Below are 20,372 nucleotides of genomic sequence, written 5' to 3' on the forward strand. Positions count from 1 at the left end.
CTATTATTGAGCTAGAGAAATTTGTCATGACCAAGAATGCACCATTTAGCCCAGAACTTCAAAAAAAAATCGACGTTCTTAAAGCGCGTCGCACACCTATTCAAATGGGCTCACTTTCTTTTGACTCTCCACTACTTCTAGCTCCGATGTCTTCAATCTGTACGGCCCCTTTCAGGCTTTTAATGGAAGACCTAGGTGCTGGCGGAACAGTCAGCGAACTTATTTCTATTCACGGGATCAATTACAAAAACGTTAGAACGGTCGATATGTTAAAAGTTGACCCGCGCGAAAAAAATATGGGTCTGCAGCTTTTTGGTGAAGGCGCTGAAGCTTTTGCTGAAGCGGCGAAGGTCGCTGAAGAGTTCAATCCAAAATTTATCGATATCAACATGGGTTGCCCGGTAAAAAAAGTTGTTGGAACTGGAGCGGGATCTTCATTATTAAAAGACCCAAGTGCTCTTCCTCCACTTTTTAGCGCTGTCAAAAAAGCAATCAAAGTTCCGCTGACTATTAAAATCAGATTGGGATGGGATCACGATTCAATCAACGCTTTAGAAGTCATTCATATCGCAAAAGAAGAAGGGATTGAATTCGTCGCAGTCCACGGCAGAACGCGCGCGCAACAATACACGGGGAATGCAAACTGGGATCACCTGGAATTCCTGGGAGAAAAAGCTCCACTGGATATTATCGGCAACGGCGATCTTCACACGGCCACTCTGGTAAAAAACAGAATGAAGACCACAAAATGCCAGGCCCTCATGCTGGGACGCGGGCCTTTAAGAAATCCATTTTTATTTCTTGAGCCTTACATGACTGAGGCCGATGACATCTTCTTTACTCCTCAGGATCACCTGGAAGTTATCAATAAACTCATCGAGTACTCTGTGCCTTATGCCCACAGTGACCACACCCTTTTAGTGTCGATTAGAAAACACTTAATCTGGATGGCCGCGGGTTACAATAACGTGAGCTACTTTAGGGATGTGATCTTTAAAACTCCTGACCTGAAAGACACGATGAAAATTTCAGAAGACTTCTTCCTGTCACTAAAAGACCAAAGAAAGAGACTTCAGGACCACGACTCGTTTATGACTTCTGGCCACGGTTAAAGCGGCGATGCCTCAGAAACCGGCCAGAAAATCTCACAGCTTAGCGCCCACCCCTTCTTTTTAAGTCCCCTGAAACACTAGGGCACTCGATAAAATCCCCATCAATACTTTAGTCTTTTGATAAACTTCCGATAAGATTGACGTAGAAACTTAATGGAAACCAATGATGAAAGGTTTTAAAACGTCACTTCACCTTGCTATTTGCACAAGCCTTGCGCTTGGAAGCTTTAGTGCGTTTGGTGCTGACACTAAAAAACCTGCGTACGATCCAAATCGTCCCAACACTGCGGCCACAACAACTCACGGATACAACCCGGGGCTCTTCTGTAGAGAAGGCGCTGGCAAGATGATGAATGAGTTAAATAATCTTGATGATTACAAAAACCAACAAGAGAAGATCGATGTCCTTAGAGGTCGCCTAAAGGATATTGAAAACCAAAGAAAAATTCTTGATCAGGTTAAAGGTTTAAAAAAGAAATACGAAGACTCGCTGGCAAAGTTTGAAAAAACAAAAGCAAAACAAGACGCTCTACAGGCCCAACAACAAAAAGCGGCCGATCTTAAAGTTGAAAACTCTATTGATGATTTAAAAGGTATTATCAGAAACGGTATGATCCTGAGTGTGCTCTCTACTCTTTTAGAGAAATCAAAAGATTCAGATTTTTCTAAAGCTGAAACATTCACAATGAGCCACCTATGTAAAAACTCTCCTGAAGCAGAAATTTGTAAGGAGATCGTGGAAGAAGACAAACCGGGTGTAACCCTGTTTGACAAAGTGACTAAGACATTTTCATTTAAATCAAAATCTCAATTTCGTGAATTGGATAACGTTCTTGCCTCTTTCAAAAAAGCTTACGACAGCATTCAAAGTACTGACGCTAAAAAAGAAGTGCGCATTGATGCAGAGGCCATCTTAAAATCTATTCCAAAAGATGTTAAGCCAGACGTTATTTTAAAAATGCTTAACGAGCAAGCGCCGGAAACAACGGCGATGTTGGAAGTTGATCTTCCAAAAGATAGAATCCTTGATTGTCTCAATGAGAAAAAACCATTTGCGACAGGAATTTGTGAAGGGATTGCCAACACTCCTGTGCAAAGAGACGCGCTGATTAAGTCAGTCTCTGGCGAATTAAGTGCTGTACGCTTCTCACCTACTCAAAAATCAATTCTTCAACAAGCATTCGAAGAAAACTCTAAAAAATACCAAAGTATCGTGGAGAATATTGTTTCAGGCCGTACAGTTCCTGAGCAGCCAAATGTTGAAACAGATATGATGAATCAAATTGAAGAGATGGCTCAAGCTGCGACTGTTTCTGAAATATATGACAGTATAACAAGAGCTCCCGCTGGTGCAAACGGAGAAAAAACATGTAAAGAGGCGAAAGGAAAATTAAGTGGTCTCTCTCTTTTCTTCTTCCAATGTCCAGAATTAGGCGGAACTGACCAAATTGAGGCCGAAAGAAAATTATCAGAAGCGCTAAAATCGGCCAAAGACAAATCACAAAAATTCGGTGAAGACTGCAGCTCTTTTAATTCAAAGACTGAAGCTTCAATCATTAAAGAATGTAAAGATCTTATTGGTGAAGTGGCCGCAAAAGTAGACAGTCTGCAAGACAAGTATACTCAGGCCTCAAGAGGCATCCAAAACGACATTAACCAGCTGACAAATGCCAACTACAACGCCATTGAAAACATGAGAAAGTACGTGGCAGAAAAATACCTGCGCTCGTGCGATGTTGACTCTAAAAGCATGGAGCTAAAAGATGAATCTCTTCGCCTGCCTGGCGGGTGTTCAAACGAGCCGGCCCAATTTACTTTAAATAAAGTTTACGGCCTAAGCACTGATGTCGCTGCTGTTATCGGTAACTCTTTTTCGAAAGAAATTAGCTCGCAAAAAGCCTCTTCAACAATGACCTTTTCTCCAAATGAAATGAGAGACTTCCTGCAAACTTGCCAGAGCAGCCAAGGCGCTCTAAAAGATTCTTTTAAAGACGTTTGCGCTATGATCACGACTGAAAATACTGTCATTGAAAGACAAGATAGAAAAGAACAAGTTTATAAAGATCCAAACTACTATTACGACTACGACACCAAATCAAACTCGGTTATTAAAACAAAAAAGAAAAGTGCTTTAAGAGTTTTTGGTGAAGGTGTGCTTCCAGTCGCCCCTTCTCTTATCCCGATGTGGTTTAACAACTACCAGACTAAGCAAAACATCAATATGCTGACAGATCAGGCGATTTTCCAAAAGCAAATGCTCTATACTTTTGATGTCTATAACCAAAACCCATGGATGTACAATTACGGTTATTTTGGCTATGGTAACCCATTTTCATCAACAACTGCGACATCCACATCAACCGGCTTTAATTTCGGCCAATAGGCAATCTTTTTACTCCACTGCCACCGAAAACGGGCATTCTCATTGTTTCCACAATTTAAAGCAAAATTTCTTGGGCCATAATTCTTTATTAATTCTAAGTGCTTGCCATTTTGCTCTTGCTGCCTAAAAAACCGATCAATTCACTGCTGTTTGCACGGTAAAATATACCTATCACTCTCTAATAATTTAAAGAGTTAACCCAATTAAAAAGAGCGGACGATAAGTATTGTGATGAAGACCCTTCACTCGCTTATATTCACTATCGCTGCAGTCTTGATTCTTCAAGGTTGTATGCCTCAGTCTGCTGGAACCAACAGAAAAAAGACGACGGCTTCATCATCTTCAACAACGACAGGAACAACAACTCCGACTTTTGCTTCTGATGAGGCCCTTTACTGGTTTACCTCGCTGAAGGTGACAGGAACTATTACTGTTAACCAAAACTCAGATACAGTTATGTACCTGCGTGGATCAAACATTCATAGCTTTCTGATCAGCAGTGACAGCACGACAAATCTTCCTTACTACCAAAACGGGAAATCTTTCTGTTTAGTTGGTAACTACGGATCAAGCAATAAACAACTTCGTTTAAGACTCGTACCTATTTCAATCAGCAATTACTCGACAAAAACAACTGAAAGACTCTTTAGAGTCGATGTACCAAGCCGCGCAGAAAACGCAGCGGCCTGTGGAACGGCTTCAGTTGACGGAATCGCTGGTTCTGCAGCGGCCTATTCTTTAGCTGAGATCTGTCCTACTTGTTCTGGTGGAACATACCTGACTTCTACAACACTTAAACTTTTTGAAAGCAATGTCAGCGCCGGAACAATGTCGCAAATTGCGACAACAAAAGTGACTCTTTCAACACTGGCAATTAAGGTAGACCTTTCATCAAATTCTTCATCTCCAGTGAGTTCATGCTCTACATCTTCGTGTGAAGCTAAAGGCTTTGACTGCTGTATTGAAGGTCAGTGCGTAAAGGACGCCAGTATTAAGTCTTCAGCGACAAGTGACTCGCAATACGCTCAGGCCATGAGTGAGTATGCAGTCAACCCTCTTTCATTTATTAATTTCCCGAACATCTTTAATATTTGTACAAATATCTCGCACACTCCACCATCAACAACAACTCCGGGAACAACTCCTCAAAGTGACGCTGAAAAAAGAGTGGCCCAGTACTTAGCTGACTGGAAATGTATTGAAACCGCACAAAGTTCGGGTTCATACTCTCTATGCCTTCCAGGTGCAGGTGAAACAGATTACAAATCGACAAAAAAGAAACTGGCCATCGCTTGTGGATGCCCTACAACTTATACTGACGACGAAAGAGCAATCAGATGCCCGGACTGGGGTGTTAGACCTCTTTATAAGTCTTCAATTGAAACGACAGCTAACATTGTCGATTTTTACTGTTACACACCGACACCGGAAAACCCGATCGGGCCGATTACCAACTTGAACGTAAACATTCCTAGCCGTAGTGCCCCTCACCGCTTTTATGCTGTTGATGGAACAAGCTATGATGACGTAAGTAAACTTTCAAGCACCATCATTCAAGAAGGTGAAGACTTCTATTACCTGGATACTGCAAACCGTGCAGCTCCAGTTAACGGAAGCTACAACGTCAATTCAATCCTTGGACGTATGAATGTCGCTCTTTCTCAAACTCAGCCAGCAAAAATGATTGCAGTTGAATTAGGGAAAACATATATCGTATCGGCCACAAGCGGATATTTCACTCCTTGCACTCAGTGTGCAAAAGACAGCTGGTTTCAGACTTTCTCTGCTCACCCGGCGACAACTGGTGGTAACGGTCTTCGCGCCAGCGGATACACGACATCAAGAGATACATACTCTACTAACGTCACTCTAGGTAACTACGAAGACACACACTTTGGCCGCGCTTGTTACCTGCCAGTGACAATGATTCCTTTCTCACACAAGAAAGAAGCCTCTCTACAAACTCAGCGCTTAAACCGTCTTAAGACTCAGGCCACTTATTTTGTTAACGGTTACCAGAAAGACTGGTTTGGTTTTAATAAAGGTGCACTCATTGGATCATTTGATGGGGTGACTTGGTTTGGTGTTGGTTCTGGAAGAAGAATCACAGCAACAACGAGCAAGCTTTACCTGGCCATCAATGCTTCTTTCCTTGATGTGGCCGACAGAACAGACACAGTCGTTAACATCATTCCTGATATCTCTGCTTCGGTGGCCGCTGATTACGACTTCGATCCGACTCTGGCCATCAGCGATCCAAAACAAAACCAGGCCGGGACTTGTCAACAGTACCACCAGTGTAGCACTGACTCTGACTGTATTGCTCAATTGGGTTGGGAGTATATGTGTGCTGACGTTTCTCAATCAAGAACTCGCTGGCCGATTTACGACACAGAAGCAAGAGAAGTTAATAACCAGGAAAAAATTGGTTCAATCTTTGAAATCCTTGCAGGTACAACAACTCAAGGTCCAAGCGGAAAACGTTGTGTGTACCGTGGTGCAGGAGCTCCATGTGTGCGCGACTTCACCGCTCTTAATGGCCAGTACAATCAAAAGAACTTAACATGTGCGCCGAACTTCTACTGTGCGGCCTTAACGACAAACCGTTTTAACGACGAAGTGGTCCGCTCTCCAAATGAGTTTGACGATATCTTCTTCGGTATGGACACAAACGTTTTAGGTAGACCACTTAAATATGTAACAGCGACAAAGTCACTTACGACAGAAGTGATCGCAAATATCAAATACAATGGTGGAACAGACGCTCTTGGGTTAACGAGTGCACAAGTCGACGATATGGGTATCTGTCGCCCAGGACGCTCGCTTTCATCAACAGCTTCAACGGCCCATAGCAATCCTGATACCCAAAAAAGAGCTGATTACATTTCACAAATTGGTTCATGTGATTCAACTCAGACTGGTTCATCGCGAACTGTATCTTGTCCGGCCATCGGCGATGACCTGGACTACGTTCCTTATAACACTTCATCAACCACTCTTTCTCAATTAAGAGAAATGCAAAACTCTTGCGGAGGAGAAGCAAAACACACATCAACTTTTGCTTCGGCCTTCGCCAATATTGAAGGTGGATCGCTTCAACTTCTTCAACACATCACTCAGCCGATCATGGCGGCAGACGCTTGTTTAAGAAGAGCTGGTTCTGTTTGTCATACAGACCTAGACTGTGGTCCAAACAAAATGCACGAAGATGCTGTTGGTTCAATGGCCCTTGCCTACTTCGGGGGAACTGAAGCTGAGCAAAACTATTGGAGAGAATCGCTGATTTGTGGTCAAGGTAAAGCTGCTCCGACTCTGGGAAGCTCAAAATACTACGATTATGAATTAAACCAAAACCGTTGCTGCCGTGAAATCGGAAAAGACTTTACGATGTTCACATCAGGGCCTGCGACTATTATCCCAGAAAACATGGGAACAAACGTAAACCTGGTGACATCAAGACTTTCAGTGACTGATCCAAAAGCAAACTATCGTTACTCTCGTTACACGGCTTCGAAAATTGCTAAAACGACAGCAAACTACCCTAGTGTTTCAGCAAATGCTGAACCAGCAAAAGACCAGTGGAAAGTTATCAATGAAACTGGATCACTAACTTGTTGTGGTGGTGGATGGATCAGAAAATTCGCAGACGGAACACACGACTGGAAAGTAAAAAACCGTCTGAGTCTTGAGACATCAAATTTTTCATGTCTAAACTACCGCACTCCACTTGTAAACGCTGACTACAACGGATTTGGAGATGCAAAAGATCAGATCGTTCAATCGACTTATCAGCGCGAGTACGAGTACTTCTGTAAGTACCCTGGACAAAATGGGTGTATGCAGATCCTTTACCGCGATGTAAGTGGATACCAGATCCTGCCTCCTCGCGTGTACGAACCATCTGATGCTGAAAACCTTGAACCTGATGATACGACAACTGTTCCGTCATGGGCCACATCTGCACCTTACTCTGCGGCCGGATCATACAATGGTCTGCCAGCGACAGGTTACACTCGCCTTGACACTTCACCTGTTGGTGACCTTGAAAGTGGAAATTATACATATAAAATGAATCAGGATGTTCCTTATCCTCCATTTGCTTATATGTTTACTCAGTCACCTCCTTACGATCTTTATACTGACTCGAACGGAACAAAGAGATCATTGATCTTCTTCGTCGACAAGGATCTTGACTACGGTGTGAGTATTTACCTTCCGGCCTATATTCCTTTTAATGTGGCAAACGCCAATGCCAACCTGGCCTCGGCCACTCCGACGATTTCGCGAGTGTATATGAAATACATGTACGACGACGGACGTGTTGAAGCGGTTAACATTACAAACTTAAGAAACCTGAACAAAGCAACGTGTGATGGTGTTGCGAATTATCCGAGCGGGTCTTCAGGACAACCTATTGATGCTCTTTCAACGGGTGATTACGAAGCATGGTGTATTTCAGCGAACTCAAAAACTCAAAATCGTCCTATGATGAACATCAAGGCCTACACAGGGGCGGCAGCTAACCGTCAGTGGAAATATGCTGCTGTTGTTATCGACTTCATGCCTCTGGAAAAATACAAGCAGACTCTGGATGCTTCTTTAGGTGCAGTGACAACTCCAGGTAACCCATACTACTATCTGACAAAACTTGGGCGCTTAGAGCTCATTGGTATTCCACAGATCACTTATGAACCAATCTATTGTAACGGAAATCAAAACAAACTGGTTCCGGGAATCTTCTCTTCTTCAATTCAAACCAGAGCACAGTTCAATGCTGTGGCCAACACTTACACATCGTTTAACCCGATTGCAAGTTATGATGAAGAAGGAAACTCTGAAAGTGAATCTGCTGGTATTGGTAACCAGGCCAAACGATTTACTTATCAAGATAAACTCTCTCACGCAGCAATCTTCTCTTCTAAAGACTTCGCTTGTTGTATGCCGCTTGGAAAAGAAACATCTTCAGCTGCGAAATGCTGTTCAGGAACAGCGAGCACTGTAAGCGGAAAATTAATATGTAAACTTCCTTCAGGAACTGACCTAAACGTTTACTTTAACAAGTTCGTTTCAAGTGAAGGTGTTGGTTCAGACCAACCTGGTGGAGGTCTTCTGATTTCTTCTGAAACTTCAGAAACAGAAGTCGACTTCAACGCTTATACAGGTGAACCAAAAATGCGCGCCTCTACTTTCCAAAAACTTGAGGCCCTGGGTGCAGCTTACTGTCAGTCAGGAGTCGTACAAAACGGTGGATCATTTGGACAGTTCCCTCCAGAGCCATACTCTGGGTACTACACAACAAGTGGTGAAACCATCAATTATCCTATGAGTATTGTTGACTCGATCGTAGACTCGGTCGAAGGTGATACGGCCGCAGGCAAGTTCCCATTTGATAACGGGTACCGTTGGGACCACCATTATTATTGCAAGTAATCCGCAATAAATCTTCCCATGACGCAAATTCTCTGCTAGATTCTGGCCCTTATGAAGACGCCCCTATTTTTAGCAGTAATTCTTTTTTATTTTAATAACTTACAAGGTGCTTTCGCCACCGAGACCATCGCGTGCTCTCACCCAGAGCTCTGCCGCCTGGCCAATATCATCTTCACTGAAAATCAGGTGAAGGATTACGAGTTTATTTCCTTGGTTAAAATTTCTGGGGACCCCCATGAATACGAGCCAAGCACCAATGAAGTGAAGTCGCTTATTTCGGCCAAGACTCTGATCACTGGCCCAGGTGAACTCAACCCATGGATAAAAAAAATCCATTACCAAAGATCAAAAACTCCAGGGACAAAAACATTCACGCTTCCACTTGATAGCCGCGACTACAATCTTTATCCGGGAGGAAACCACGAAGCGCTTTCGCACTTCTGGCTTTACCCGAAAATTTTCTGTTCGCTTAAAACAAAACTAGAAGACCAATTAGTCAGTGCCAAACTTCTGGTGATTAAAGCTCCCAAAAAATGCCAGAGTGAAGAAATGAAAATTGAAAAAGAGTTAACAAACACATTGGCCCAAATAAAAAAACCAGTGGTGCTGACTCACGATGCTCTTCTTCCCTTGCTGGGAACACTTGGCGGGAAAAACGCAACAGTAGTAGCGATAAAAGGCTCAGGACATCACCAGGAAGCAACTCCTGCTTCAGTTAAAAAACTTTATGACGCTCTAAAAGCGCCAAAGGTCATTTGGATTGAAGAAATAGGAATCAAAGTTCCCGCTAATATTCTTGCCAAAAAAAGGTCAACTGATATTACAATTGATCTGGATACAGCGAACTCTGAAGGACTCGATTACTTTCAGGTGCTGGAGAGCTTAAACACTAAACTTAAGGCACACTAAGCATATGAGCGAAGCCATTTTAAGAGCAGAGAAACTTACTTTCAGTTACGAAGGCCTTGAGCCTATTCTGAAGGATATTTCTTTCTCTCTTAATAGAGGTGAAAGCCTTGGGGTCCTGGGCCCTAACGGCGGTGGAAAATCAACGTTGATGAAAATCATCGCGGGCCTTTTAAAAGCAAAAAGTGGTGAGATTTATTTTAATGGTGAGCCGCTTTCAAGTATGAAAAATTACCCTTACCACCTGCTCTCTTACGTCCCTCAAAGCAGCGAACTCAATCCGATCATGCCGGTGAAAGTCAGCGAGCTTTTAGATTTCAGTATCTCTCTTCATAAAATTAAAAATCCTCATCTGAGCGATGAGCTTTTAAACTTAGTGGGCATTGCTCACAAAAAAGACTCCCTGGTTTCTAAACTCTCAGGGGGAGAAAAACAGCGCGTGCTGATCGCCCGCGCCATTATTCAAAAACCGCAAATCCTGCTTTTAGACGAGCCGACAAAAGGTCTCGACAGCAACGGCCAGGATCAACTGCTGTCTTTAATTGAAACGATTAAAAAGCGCGATCAGACATCGGTCATGATCGTTGATCACAACATCAATCAGATTATCAAGAGCTGCCAGAACATCCTGTGCTTAAACCGCGACGTTCACTGGCATGACCACCGCGACTTCTTAACAAAAAATATTCTTGAAGACGTTTATCACTGTGAGTTTGAACACCTGTTGATCCATGAAAAAGACCTGGAGAAAAATGACGGTGCCGATCACTCACACGATCACCACTTCTGCAATCACGATCACGCTCATGAGAAAACCAAAAGCGGCCATCAGTTTATCAGGAGAAAACCATGAGTTTCATCAATGATTTTCTCCAGTACGATTTCCTGCTCTATGCTCTTTTAGGAACAGTGTGCCTGTCGCTGACTTGCGGTCTGATCTCACCTCTCATTATTGCCCGTAAAAATGCTTTTATGGGTGCGGCCATCTCTCACTCGACACTTTTAGGTCTGGCCATTTCACTTAGTTTATTTGAAGCGACACAGGCCCTGCCGGTTTTTGTCTCAACTCTTATCATCACTATTTTTCTGACGCTGTTTCTGGCCTACTCAACTTTCAGACAAAAACTGCCCAACGATTCAATGATCGGTATTTTTTATACTTCGACAATGGCGATGGGGATTATCATCCATACACTTTTTGCCAAAGACCAAAGTGATCTTTTAAGCTTTCTTTTTGGAAATATCCTGCTTTTAACAGCTGAAGACCTTTATCTTTCACTTTTCATTTTAATCATCACTGCTTTACTTATTTTAGTGCCGCTAAAAAAATGGCTCTTCTTAACATACGACGAAGAAGGAGCAATCACCTCGGGAATTAAAGCTCAGGTTTTTCATTACACTTTTTTTGTTTTACTGGCCTTTCTCATTGTCACAAGCATCAAATTAGCAGGGACCGTCCTGGTTGAAACATTACTCTTAGTTCCGGGATTTTTTGCACTGAAGTTTGCAACGAACATCAGACAAACCTTCGTTATCAGCACGCTCTTTTCTGTCATCTTCGCTGTTACCGGGATTATCCTAGCAAATGCGTTTGGTCTTCCTAGTGGTGCTACTCTTGCCGTCGTGCTCTTTGGAGCGCTGGTGGTATCGTTTTTCCTAAAAAAGGTTTATACTCTTCTTAAGTAAACTAATCTTAAGGAAAGAGATTTATGCACAATCAAAACGAGCCAAAAACCGTTGCTGATAGCGCTGTTGAAATGCGCTATCTCGTCATGCCTAACGATACCAATCCGCAAAACTCTATCTTCGGAGGAGTGGTTATGTCGTGGATCGATATGGCCGCAGCGATGGTTGCCGAGAGACACTCAAACCGTCCCGTTGTCACTGTTCACGTAGGCGATATCAGCTTTAAGGCCCCTATTAGAATTGGTGATCACGTTCTTATTCAAGCGAGTATTAACTACGTCGGAAAAACATCAATGCTCGTTGGTGTAAAAGTTATCGCGGAAAATCCTTTTACTGGAATCACCAGACACACGACGACAGCTTACCTGACGTTTGTCGCCCTGGATGACATCGGCCGCCCGATTCAAACCAGAGGGTTAATTCCAGAAACAGACGAAGAAAAAAGACGTTTTGAATCTGGAAAAAAACGCATTGAAGACATGAAAAAAAGTAAAACCAAATAAGATTATGAGCGAAGAATTCAAATCAGGAAAACTTTCCCGATTTTTAAGCCTGGGCACCAGTCTAACCAAGGCCTCTGCCCAACTCGCCCTTGATGCCGCTAAAAATAAAGCGCAGGACTATATTGATAAAAATCCAAAGGCCCGCGACCTCGAGCTTAAAATCAAGGCCTCTAAAGAAATCATTCAAACCATGGGAGAACTCAAAGGGGCGATGATGAAATTAGGCCAGATGATTTCCATCTCAGAAGACCTGGTTTTACCAAAAGAAATCTCGGCCCTTTTTGCTAATCTTCAAAAAAATTCTCCTTCAATGCCAGAGGCAGAAGTCATTCGCATGATCAGAGAGAATTTCAAAAAAGATCCACGAGAGCTTTTTTTAGAATTTGATTTAAGGCCAGTGGCCGCTGCCAGTATCGGCCAGGTTCACAGAGCAAAATTGCATTCCGGCGAAGTAGTCGCGGTTAAAATTCAGTACCCAAAAATCGTCAATGCGATTAAACACGACTTTCAAAACCTGCACAAAATCGACAAACTTATTCACCTGCTCTATCCCAATAAGCCCAATGTCGACAACATGATTCAGGAGCTCAAAACATCCCTGATCCAGGAGTGTAACTACATCACTGAAATGGAGCAGATTCAGTTTTTTAAATCACAATTTAAAGAACGCTTTCCGATGATTGTCATTCCTGAAGTCTATCCTGATTACTGCTCGGAGCAGATTCTCACTATGGAATGGGTTGAAGGCGACAGCTTTGAAGAGACCCTTCACTACAGCGACGAAGAAAAAAATTTCCTGGGAACATCACTGTATGAAAGTTTTCTTTTTTCACTCTGGGAATTAAAACGACTGCACACTGATCCGCAAAACGGCAATTACCTTTTTAAACGCGACAAAATCATCATGCTGGATTTCGGTTCAACCCGTGAGTTTGATCCAGATTTTCTCGTCGATTACTGTGGTCTCCTGATGTGTTTGGAAGAAGACCGCTTCGATCACTACATCGTGATCTCCAAGCATCTACACTTCTTTAAAGAAGACGAACCAGAGGATATGATCAAGCGTCACTTCGAGATGATTAAGTCTCTTTATGCGCCCTATACCAAGTCTGGGACGCATCCAATTGAGGCCATCAATCCCTTTGACCTCTTCAAGGATTTTTTCAAGGATCTCGATTTTAAAGGCAGAAAATCCCCTCGACAGGAATTTCTCCTCCTCGATCGCTCAACTTTTGGCCTCTATGCAAAACTCAAGGGCTGGAGAAGCGAAATTAATTGGCTCGAAGGCCGAAATAAGTTTAGAAATTCCATCGAAAATGAGGTTAAATTTAAGTATCAGTTTTAGGAATAACTATGCTTTGGTTTAGACACTTTGTTTTGCTCTCATTTGCTCTTTGGACAACTTTTGTCCACGGTGCTTTGGAGTACTCAAAAATCGAACACGCAGGCTGTCCAGAAAACGCCTACTGCCAGAAAGTCACTGGAGAAATCAGACAAAAATGGCTCAACCAACTCGACGATTTTAAATCGGGAAAATTAAACGAAACCAAACTTAATGCCGAACTTCAAAAAGAATACGGACTGCCCATTTCTAACTGGGCCGCAGAAGAGGCCAGCGTTCTCCCGCGCATCATCATGTGGGACTCTCCTTGCCCTCAACACAAAAAAGAAGCATCAAAATTCTACATCAGCGAAATTTTTCGCAAAAATTTAAAGGACTCGGAGATTAAAGATTACACCACTCTTTATTTCGCCAAGGCCATCGGTGTCGACGCCAACAAAAAACTAATCACTCTCACTATTCCAAGAGGAGAGATTCCTATTTTTATTGAAAACAATGAGTACTATTTCCTGCGTGAAGACGAAGGAAAATATTACGGCCTGTTAGTTGGCCGTGAAGGAAGCCTGAAAGTTACAAAAATCCAGAACGTCAAAGAATTACCCAAAGATGCTGTGTGCTTAAAAGAGCAGATCGACACATTCTTAAGAGAGGCCCCATCGCCTACTTTTTATCAGGGTTATCACTGCAAAGACGTCTGGGACAAAACGAAAAAGGCCTACACGACAATGCTCTTTGGATGGAGCTGTAATTGAAACTTTGTCTCTACAATGTAGAAAATCTTTTTTTAATGAATCAGGCCCCGGGTGAAGGTTACAAAAAGCCTGCGGAAAAAACTGAATGGGTGGCAAGAACTCTTAGAGAAATCAACGCCGACATCGTCATGCTTTGTGAAGTCGGTGGAAAAGAAAGTCTCGATTTATTAAATGCCCGCTATTTAAACCATGAGTACTACACCGCACTTTTACCGGGAAATTCTGACCGCGGTATCGAGATGGGTTATCTCATCCACAAGCGCGTCCCTTTTTTCCACCAGCTTTTAAGTCATAAAGAAAAAGTGCTTAACTTCAATTACCCGCACGAAATTTTAGACCACCAAAAAAACCAGAGCGAACTTAAGCTTCACCGTTTTTCCCGCGATATTGCCGAGCTAAGACTGATCAAAGATCAGAAAGTAGTTTTCATCATTATGCTGGTGCATTTGAAATCCAAACTGGATAAAGAAGGCATCGATTTCAACGGACAGCTCAGAAGAAAAGCAGAATTTCACTCGCTAGTTGAGACCTACAACGAGCGACGCAAAGAGTTTCCCAATGTCCCGGTAGTGGTGGCCGGAGACATGAACGGCCAGGCCCAGAGGATACTTCTGGAGCCGGAATTCCAGGCCCTCTATGAAAAAACCGACCTGGAAGACGTTCTCGAAGTCATCAAAGAGCCTGCCGAGCGCAGATTTTCTTATTTCCATTTCGGGCGCGAAAACAATCGCGAAGCCTCTCAACTAGACTACATTCTCCTTCCTCCCGAGCTCCACGGACGAGTTCAAAAAGAAGAATCAGGCATTTACCACTACCGCGATCCCAATGGGGTCCTGGTTCCCTACCCGCAAGACTCCTTCCAGCGCTATGCCTTACCAAGTGATCATTACCCAGTGGTAGCGACCTTCGAATTTTAGCATTTTAAGTTTGTGAATAGACTTCAAATAAGCTAAATTCTGGCCTTATTAATTCTTGAATTTTAATGAGGTGACACGATCATGGAAAACGACAAAGCGCGCCCTCCGGCCCCTTGGACAAAAGAAGAAGCAGATAGCGTTTATCACATCAGCCGTTGGGGTGATGGATACTTTGATATCAACGACGAAGGACATCTATGTGTGCGTCCACACCAAAACGAAAATGGTCCACGCATTGATATTTCTGAAGTCCTTGAAGAAATGAAAGCTCAGAATATTCCTCTTCCGATTGTTGTACGTTTCCACGATATTTTAAGATCACACGTTAAAGTGATTAACGAAACTTTCCGCGACGTCATTCGCGAAGCTGGATACCTTGGCCAGTACACTGGTGTTTATCCAATTAAAGTAAACCAGATGAGAGAAGTTGTTGAAGAGATCGTCGATGCCGGTGCTCCTTACAATTTTGGTCTTGAAGCTGGATCTAAGCCTGAACTACTTTCAGTTCTTGCTTATAACGACAACCTTGATGCCCTGACTGTCCTTAACGGATACAAAGACGAAGAGTACCTTCGCCTTGCTCTTCTTGGAAATAAACTGGGAAGAAAAGTGATCGTGGTTATCGAGAAGTTCTCTGAGCTTCATAAAATCCTTAAACTCTCTCGCGAAATGAACGTTGAACCAGTTATTGGTCTGCGCGCGAAGATGGTTGTTAAGGGTTCTGGAAAATGGGCCGACTCTGGTGGGGAAAAAGCGAAATTCGGTCTAACGATCGCTGAAATCCTGACAGCTGTTCAAATCCTAAAAGATGAAGGGTTCATTAATTCACTAAAACTTTTCCACTTCCATATTGGTTCTCAGGTAACTGACATCAGAACAGTCAAAGAAGTTATCCGCGAAGGTGGACGTATTTTTGCTAAGCTTGTTCAGCTGGGTGCTCCTCTTGAGTACTTCGACGTTGGTGGTGGTCTTGGTGTTGACTACGACGGATCACAGTCAACAAGTGACTCGTCAATGAACTACAAGCTTGCCGACTACGCTTCAGATATCGTGTATATCTTAAAAGAAATCTGTGATGCTGAAAAAGTAAAACACCCAAATATTGTTTCTGAATCAGGACGGGCCATTACTGCTCGTCATTCGTGCGTGATCACAAATGTTGTCGATAAAATCGAGACATCATTTACTGATTACAAAACGGACATTGTTGCCGGCGATCACACTCTTGTTCAAAACATGAGAGACCTGCTTGAAACAATCAACGAAGAAAACGCGCAGGAAGTTTACAACGATGCTTTAGACTTTAAGCGCGAGTGTATGAATGCTTTCCGTCTGGGAATCATCAAACTTGAAGAGCGCGCACGCATTGAAACTCTTTTCTGGAAAATCACAAAAAAGATTTCTGCCCTTCTTCCTACAATGGAATTCATTCCAGAAAACCTTTACGACATCGACCAGGGGATTGCTCCACAATACCTTTGTAACTTCTCTATCTTCCAGTCTGCGCCGGATCTATGGGCCATTGGACAACTTCTTCCAATCGTTCCAATCACGCGCTTAAACGAGAAACCAGAGGTTCTGGGAACACTGGTAGACATCACTTGTGACTCTGATGGAAAGATCAATAAGTTCATCGACATCAACGAAACAAGAAACCTGCTTCCACTTCACGAACTTAGACCAGATGAAGACTACCATATTGGTCTGTTCTTAACGGGAGCTTACCAGGATGTAATGGGAGATCTTCACAACCTATTTGGAAGGCTAAACGAAGTTCACGTTTTCTGTGACGATGAAGATCCAACAGATTTCTACATCGAAGAAGTGATCCGTGGATCATCTTCTGAGTCGGTACTGGCAGCTATGCAGTACAACCCAGAAGCGATGGCGTACACAATGAAAAAGAATATCGACCGCCAGATTGCTCAAGGAAAGATCATGCCACGCGAAGGTGTTCGCCTGGTGGATTTCTACGAGAGCTGTTTGAAGTCATACACATACTTAAAGCAGTAGGCGGAAGAAATGCTCCAGTGGAGCATTTCTATATCGCAAAATAAAATGTAAACGGCGGACTTCTTCTTTAAGAGTTCCGCCTACAAAATAGAGGTAACAATGAAACGCGGACCTATTACAGAATTTATGCTTACTCACTACAAACACTTCAACTCTGCTTCACTTGTTGATGCAGCTAAAGGTTGGGAAACTCACCTTGCGAAAGGTGGAAAAATGTTTGTGACTCTTGCAGGAGCAATGTCGACGGCTGAACTTGGAAAGTCTCTTGCTGAAATGATCAGACAAGACAAAATTCACGGAATCTGCTGTACAGGAGCAAACCTGGAAGAAGATATCTATAACCTTGTCGCTCACAATCACTACCACCGCATTCCAGACTGGAGAGCGCTGACAGCTGAAGAAGAAGTGAAGCTTATGGAAAAAGGTCTAAACCGTGTCACAGACACTTGTATTCCTGAAGAAGAAGCAATGAGAAAGATCGAAGGTCTTTTAAATAAAGAATGGCAAAACGCTGATAAAGCGGGACAAAGCCATCCTCCTCACTACTACTTCTGGCAACTGCTAAAGAATCCAGAGTTCAAAAAAGAATACCAGATCGATCCAAAAGACTCTTGGATGATCGCTGCAATGGAAAAGAACATTCCAATCTACACACCAGGTTGGGAAGATTCGACTAACGGAAACATGTACGCTGCTGCTGTTATCGAAGGAAGAATTAAAAACGTTCACACAGTAAACTCTGGTATCCAGACGATGATCCGCTTAGCGGAATGGTACACAGAAGTCTCAGCTAATCACTCAATCGGTTTCTTCCAAATCGGTGGTGGTATCGCTGGTGACTTCCCGATCTGTGTTGTTCCAATGCTGGAGCAAGATCTTGAGCGTAGCACTCCACTTTGGGGTTACTTCTGTCAGATCTCTGATTCAACAACTTCATATGGGTCGTACTCTGGTGCGGTTCCAAACGAAAAAATCACTTGGGGAAAACTTGATGGTTCTACTCCAAAATTCATCATCGAATCAGATGCTACAATCGTTGCACCGTTAGTTTTTGCCTACGTTTTAAACTGGTAGTCGGCCGAAAAAATACGTAAGCATTTTTACTAGTTAGCTTAGAGTTCGGACGACCGACAAAAAGCTCCTTCGGGAGCTTTTTGTCCAACTCACTTTCCTCTCAAATTTTTTCATAAAACACCCGATAAAGCTTCATCCTCTGATTTATCAGAGACCATGGAGAGGCCTTTATGAAAAATCTTTTTATCATTTCTACCCTTACTCTTACGACTCTTGTTTCATGTGCAGGGCCTGAAAGCTTTGAGCAAAAGATGGACCGCTACACTCCAAAAAATATGGGACAAAACCAGGTCCCGGAAATCACTTCAAGTGGTTTTAAATTCTCTTCATCAAAATCGAGAATGCCGGCCAGTGCAGGGACTGCGACAAGTGTAGAAAAATCACTAAGCGAGGAAGCAACTCTTTCAAACAAGAAACTTTATTTCCTGACTCTCTTTGGGCAATACGAAAGCATGAAAAAATACGCTCAAGACTTTGAAGCCCCTAGTGTGAACATCTGCCCTCATTTCCACACAAGTCTTCTTGAACACAAAGGAAGAAAACCTGCTGGTTTTGCCGGGAATGTGACTTATAAAAACAACAAAAAATTTGTCTACGACTATAAGAAGATCGACGACGCTGATTACGTTTCAAAAAGACCAGAGCTTTCTCTTCCTCTGGCAAAAGATGAAGTGACTCCAAAAGTTGTGGACATCTTCCGCTCGCAGAAAGGCGATATGAATGATGCTAAAATGAACGAGCTGGTTCACAAGGCACTGGATATTCACCTGGCAAAAACGTATTCGGAAATCAGAGAGCTCTGTGAATTTGGCGTAAGCAATAACTACTATATCTATGAGAACCTGATCACGCATATTAAAAACTCAAGCTTCCCGCCTGCAGAAAAAAGCATGGACACTCTTTTAAAGACAACCATCTTTTCAAACATTGCACTGGTGACATCTCTGGATAAAATCCAGGCCACTCCAATGCGCTCAATTGCGTCTGTAGGAAATAAATCAAAAGAATCATCGAGCACTTACTCTAATGAAGTAATGACGAGATTAAATGTTGAATGGGCAAGAGAGTATTTTGAAAGCTTAAAATAAAAAAGCTCCCCTCGGGGAGCTTTTTTTTGCTTAATGAAATAAGAACAGACGATTTCTTGAAGACAGTACCGCCAGGTTATCCCCAGTCGAGACCATTTCTCCAAAGACCGCTGAGTAAGCGTGACCTAGTTTAAAAGTCTCCACTACATTGAGTCCTTTTTGATCAAGTAGTTTTAATTCACCAGTTGTCGTTGAAACTGCAAAATATGTTTTATAAGGCACGATAGAAGTGATCACACCACTTGAAACCTTCACAGTCTTTTGCAGGTTAAGGTTTTTATCAGTCACTAATAACTCACCATTGGGCGTTCCGAAGATCAGTTGATCGTCGCGGACAAGGGGGGGTCTTGAAACTGTAAAATCCGAAGTCCTTAAAACTTTCCCAGTGTTCGGGTCAATCAGGCTTAGAGCTCCACCAACCGGTGAGATATAAACTCTATCTTGAAGAACAAAAGGAGCGTTGTCGATATCGACAAATTTTGAAGCTGTTGTCAGCTTTGTTTCATAAAGAAGAACACCCTCTTCAATCGATAAAGCGGCAAATGTCCCGTCGGCAAAACCAACCAGAAGCTTGTCTTTATAAACGACAGGAGTTCCTGCGCGCTGAAGAGTTGTCAGGTAAGGAACTGAACGCTTGTAACCCCAAAGGATTTTTCCAGTCTCTACATCCAGACAGAAAACCTGGTGATTTCTCAGCTGGAAGAAAACTCTTCCATTACTCACCACCCCTCTGGTTTCAACAGAAGCTCCAAGGTCAACTGAGTATTTAATAGTCCCAAGAATTCCATGGCGAGAAATCACTCGCCCTTGAACCGTTCCGTAAATCACCTGGTCTTTGTAGGCCACAGCACCTGCATGGTAAGCAGATCCGTCGAATTCACTCCAGATCTCACGTCCATTTTCCAGCTCGTAAGCTTTCATGTATCCGCCGTTATGTCCGGCATAAACAATGCCTTCGTGAACAAGTGGTGACTGAAGACCAATGGGTAAATTTCCGCTATCGTAATTTGGATCAAGGTTTTTAATCCAAAGCGGAGTCAAAGGAGAGCGCTCCTCTACCACCTTTGTAGGTTTGTACTCTCTTAATGTTGAACATGAAGCCAGTACAGACAGAGAAAGGAGCAAAGGGATACAATATTTTTTCATTCTAATGAACCAGTTTTAAA

14 protein-coding genes are annotated in these 20,372 nt (G+C 42.9%); 13 read left to right on the forward strand and 1 reads right to left on the reverse strand.

Annotated features, from left to right (window positions below; translation table 11 throughout):
* Window positions 1-26 precede the first annotated feature (26 nt).
* The 13 genes from C0V70_RS11030 to C0V70_RS11090 all read left to right on the forward strand — a co-directional run bounded on the left by C0V70_RS11030 (window position 27) and on the right by C0V70_RS11090 (window position 19,206).
* Complete coding sequence (locus C0V70_RS11030) at window positions 27-1,112, forward strand: tRNA dihydrouridine synthase (protein ID WP_102243915.1); 1,086 nt, start codon at window positions 27-29, stop codon at window positions 1,110-1,112.
* A 163-nt stretch (window positions 1,113-1,275) separates the two neighbouring features.
* A complete protein-coding gene (locus tag C0V70_RS11035) occupies window positions 1,276-3,495 on the forward strand; it encodes a hypothetical protein (protein ID WP_133566634.1) in 2,220 nt (739 codons plus the stop codon).
* Between the two features lie 231 nt (window positions 3,496-3,726).
* The gene (locus C0V70_RS11040; RefSeq protein ID WP_102243917.1) at window positions 3,727-8,925 is read left to right on the forward strand and encodes a hypothetical protein; all 5,199 of its coding nucleotides are present in this window, start codon (window positions 3,727-3,729) and stop codon (window positions 8,923-8,925) included.
* A gap of 51 nt (window positions 8,926-8,976) precedes the next feature.
* Window positions 8,977-9,834 (forward strand): metal ABC transporter solute-binding protein, Zn/Mn family, encoded by an 858-nt coding sequence (locus tag C0V70_RS11045; protein WP_102243918.1) that lies wholly within the window; start codon window positions 8,977-8,979, stop codon window positions 9,832-9,834.
* Between the two features lie 4 nt (window positions 9,835-9,838).
* Window positions 9,839-10,684, forward strand: a complete 846-nt coding sequence (locus tag C0V70_RS11050) for a metal ABC transporter ATP-binding protein (RefSeq protein WP_102243919.1) — start codon at window positions 9,839-9,841, stop codon at window positions 10,682-10,684.
* Window positions 10,681-11,517 carry a metal ABC transporter permease gene (locus tag C0V70_RS11055; protein WP_102243920.1) on the forward strand — a complete coding sequence of 279 codons (837 nt, stop codon included), beginning with the start codon at window positions 10,681-10,683 and terminating at the stop codon, window positions 11,515-11,517. The genes C0V70_RS11050 and C0V70_RS11055 overlap by 4 nt, the downstream gene beginning before the upstream one ends.
* Window positions 11,518-11,540: 23 nt before the next feature.
* Window positions 11,541-12,020: an acyl-CoA thioesterase gene (locus C0V70_RS11060; protein WP_102243921.1), complete on the forward strand. Its 480-nt coding sequence runs from the start codon at window positions 11,541-11,543 to the stop codon at window positions 12,018-12,020.
* A gap of 4 nt (window positions 12,021-12,024) precedes the next feature.
* Entirely contained in the window at window positions 12,025-13,365 is a 1,341-nt protein-coding gene (locus C0V70_RS11065) for an ABC1 kinase family protein (RefSeq protein WP_102243922.1), read from the forward strand.
* Window positions 13,366-13,373: 8 nt separating this feature from the next.
* Window positions 13,374-14,114: a hypothetical protein gene (locus C0V70_RS11070; RefSeq protein WP_102243923.1), complete on the forward strand. Its 741-nt coding sequence runs from the start codon at window positions 13,374-13,376 to the stop codon at window positions 14,112-14,114.
* Window positions 14,111-15,031, forward strand: a complete 921-nt coding sequence (locus C0V70_RS11075) for an endonuclease/exonuclease/phosphatase family protein (protein ID WP_102243924.1) — start codon at window positions 14,111-14,113, stop codon at window positions 15,029-15,031. The genes C0V70_RS11070 and C0V70_RS11075 overlap by 4 nt, the downstream gene beginning before the upstream one ends.
* Window positions 15,032-15,112: 81 nt before the next feature.
* A complete protein-coding gene (gene speA, locus C0V70_RS11080) occupies window positions 15,113-17,044 on the forward strand; it encodes a biosynthetic arginine decarboxylase (protein WP_102243925.1) in 1,932 nt (643 codons plus the stop codon).
* 99 nt (window positions 17,045-17,143) lie between these two features.
* Complete coding sequence (locus C0V70_RS11085; RefSeq protein WP_102243926.1) at window positions 17,144-18,118, forward strand: deoxyhypusine synthase family protein; 975 nt, start codon at window positions 17,144-17,146, stop codon at window positions 18,116-18,118.
* Window positions 18,119-18,288: 170 nt separating this feature from the next.
* Entirely contained in the window at window positions 18,289-19,206 is a 918-nt protein-coding gene (locus C0V70_RS11090; RefSeq protein ID WP_102243927.1) for a hypothetical protein, read from the forward strand.
* Window positions 19,207-19,236: 30 nt separating this feature from the next.
* Here C0V70_RS11090 and C0V70_RS11095 read toward each other — a convergent pair whose 3' ends face one another.
* Window positions 19,237-20,352 carry a BamB-related PQQ repeat family beta-propellar protein gene (locus C0V70_RS11095; protein WP_102243928.1) on the reverse strand — a complete coding sequence of 372 codons (1,116 nt, stop codon included), beginning with the start codon at window positions 20,350-20,352 and terminating at the stop codon, window positions 19,237-19,239.
* Window positions 20,353-20,372 lie beyond the last annotated feature (20 nt).

Source organism: Bacteriovorax stolpii, from assembly GCF_002872415.1.
In the GTDB taxonomy this organism is placed as follows: Bacteria; Bdellovibrionota; Bacteriovoracia; order Bacteriovoracales; family Bacteriovoracaceae; genus Bacteriovorax; species Bacteriovorax stolpii.

What these genes read in the sequence shown, in the direction of transcription:
- C0V70_RS11030 (WP_102243915.1), top strand. Translation starts at nt 27, where the DNA reads ATGACCAAGAATGCACCATTTAGCCCAGAACTTCAAAAAAAAATCGAC.
- C0V70_RS11035 (WP_133566634.1), top strand. Translation starts at nt 1,276, where the DNA reads ATGATGAAAGGTTTTAAAACGTCACTTCACCTTGCTATTTGCACAAGC.
- C0V70_RS11040 (WP_102243917.1), top strand. Translation starts at nt 3,727, where the DNA reads ATGAAGACCCTTCACTCGCTTATATTCACTATCGCTGCAGTCTTGATT.
- C0V70_RS11045 (WP_102243918.1), top strand. Translation starts at nt 8,977, where the DNA reads ATGAAGACGCCCCTATTTTTAGCAGTAATTCTTTTTTATTTTAATAAC.
- C0V70_RS11050 (WP_102243919.1), top strand. Translation starts at nt 9,839, where the DNA reads ATGAGCGAAGCCATTTTAAGAGCAGAGAAACTTACTTTCAGTTACGAA.
- C0V70_RS11055 (WP_102243920.1), top strand. Translation starts at nt 10,681, where the DNA reads ATGAGTTTCATCAATGATTTTCTCCAGTACGATTTCCTGCTCTATGCT.
- C0V70_RS11060 (WP_102243921.1), top strand. Translation starts at nt 11,541, where the DNA reads ATGCACAATCAAAACGAGCCAAAAACCGTTGCTGATAGCGCTGTTGAA.
- C0V70_RS11065 (WP_102243922.1), top strand. Translation starts at nt 12,025, where the DNA reads ATGAGCGAAGAATTCAAATCAGGAAAACTTTCCCGATTTTTAAGCCTG.
- C0V70_RS11070 (WP_102243923.1), top strand. Translation starts at nt 13,374, where the DNA reads ATGCTTTGGTTTAGACACTTTGTTTTGCTCTCATTTGCTCTTTGGACA.
- speA (WP_102243925.1), top strand. Translation starts at nt 15,113, where the DNA reads ATGGAAAACGACAAAGCGCGCCCTCCGGCCCCTTGGACAAAAGAAGAA.
- C0V70_RS11085 (WP_102243926.1), top strand. Translation starts at nt 17,144, where the DNA reads ATGAAACGCGGACCTATTACAGAATTTATGCTTACTCACTACAAACAC.
- C0V70_RS11090 (WP_102243927.1), top strand. Translation starts at nt 18,289, where the DNA reads ATGAAAAATCTTTTTATCATTTCTACCCTTACTCTTACGACTCTTGTT.
- C0V70_RS11095 (WP_102243928.1), bottom strand. Translation starts at nt 20,352, where the DNA reads ATGAAAAAATATTGTATCCCTTTGCTCCTTTCTCTGTCTGTACTGGCT.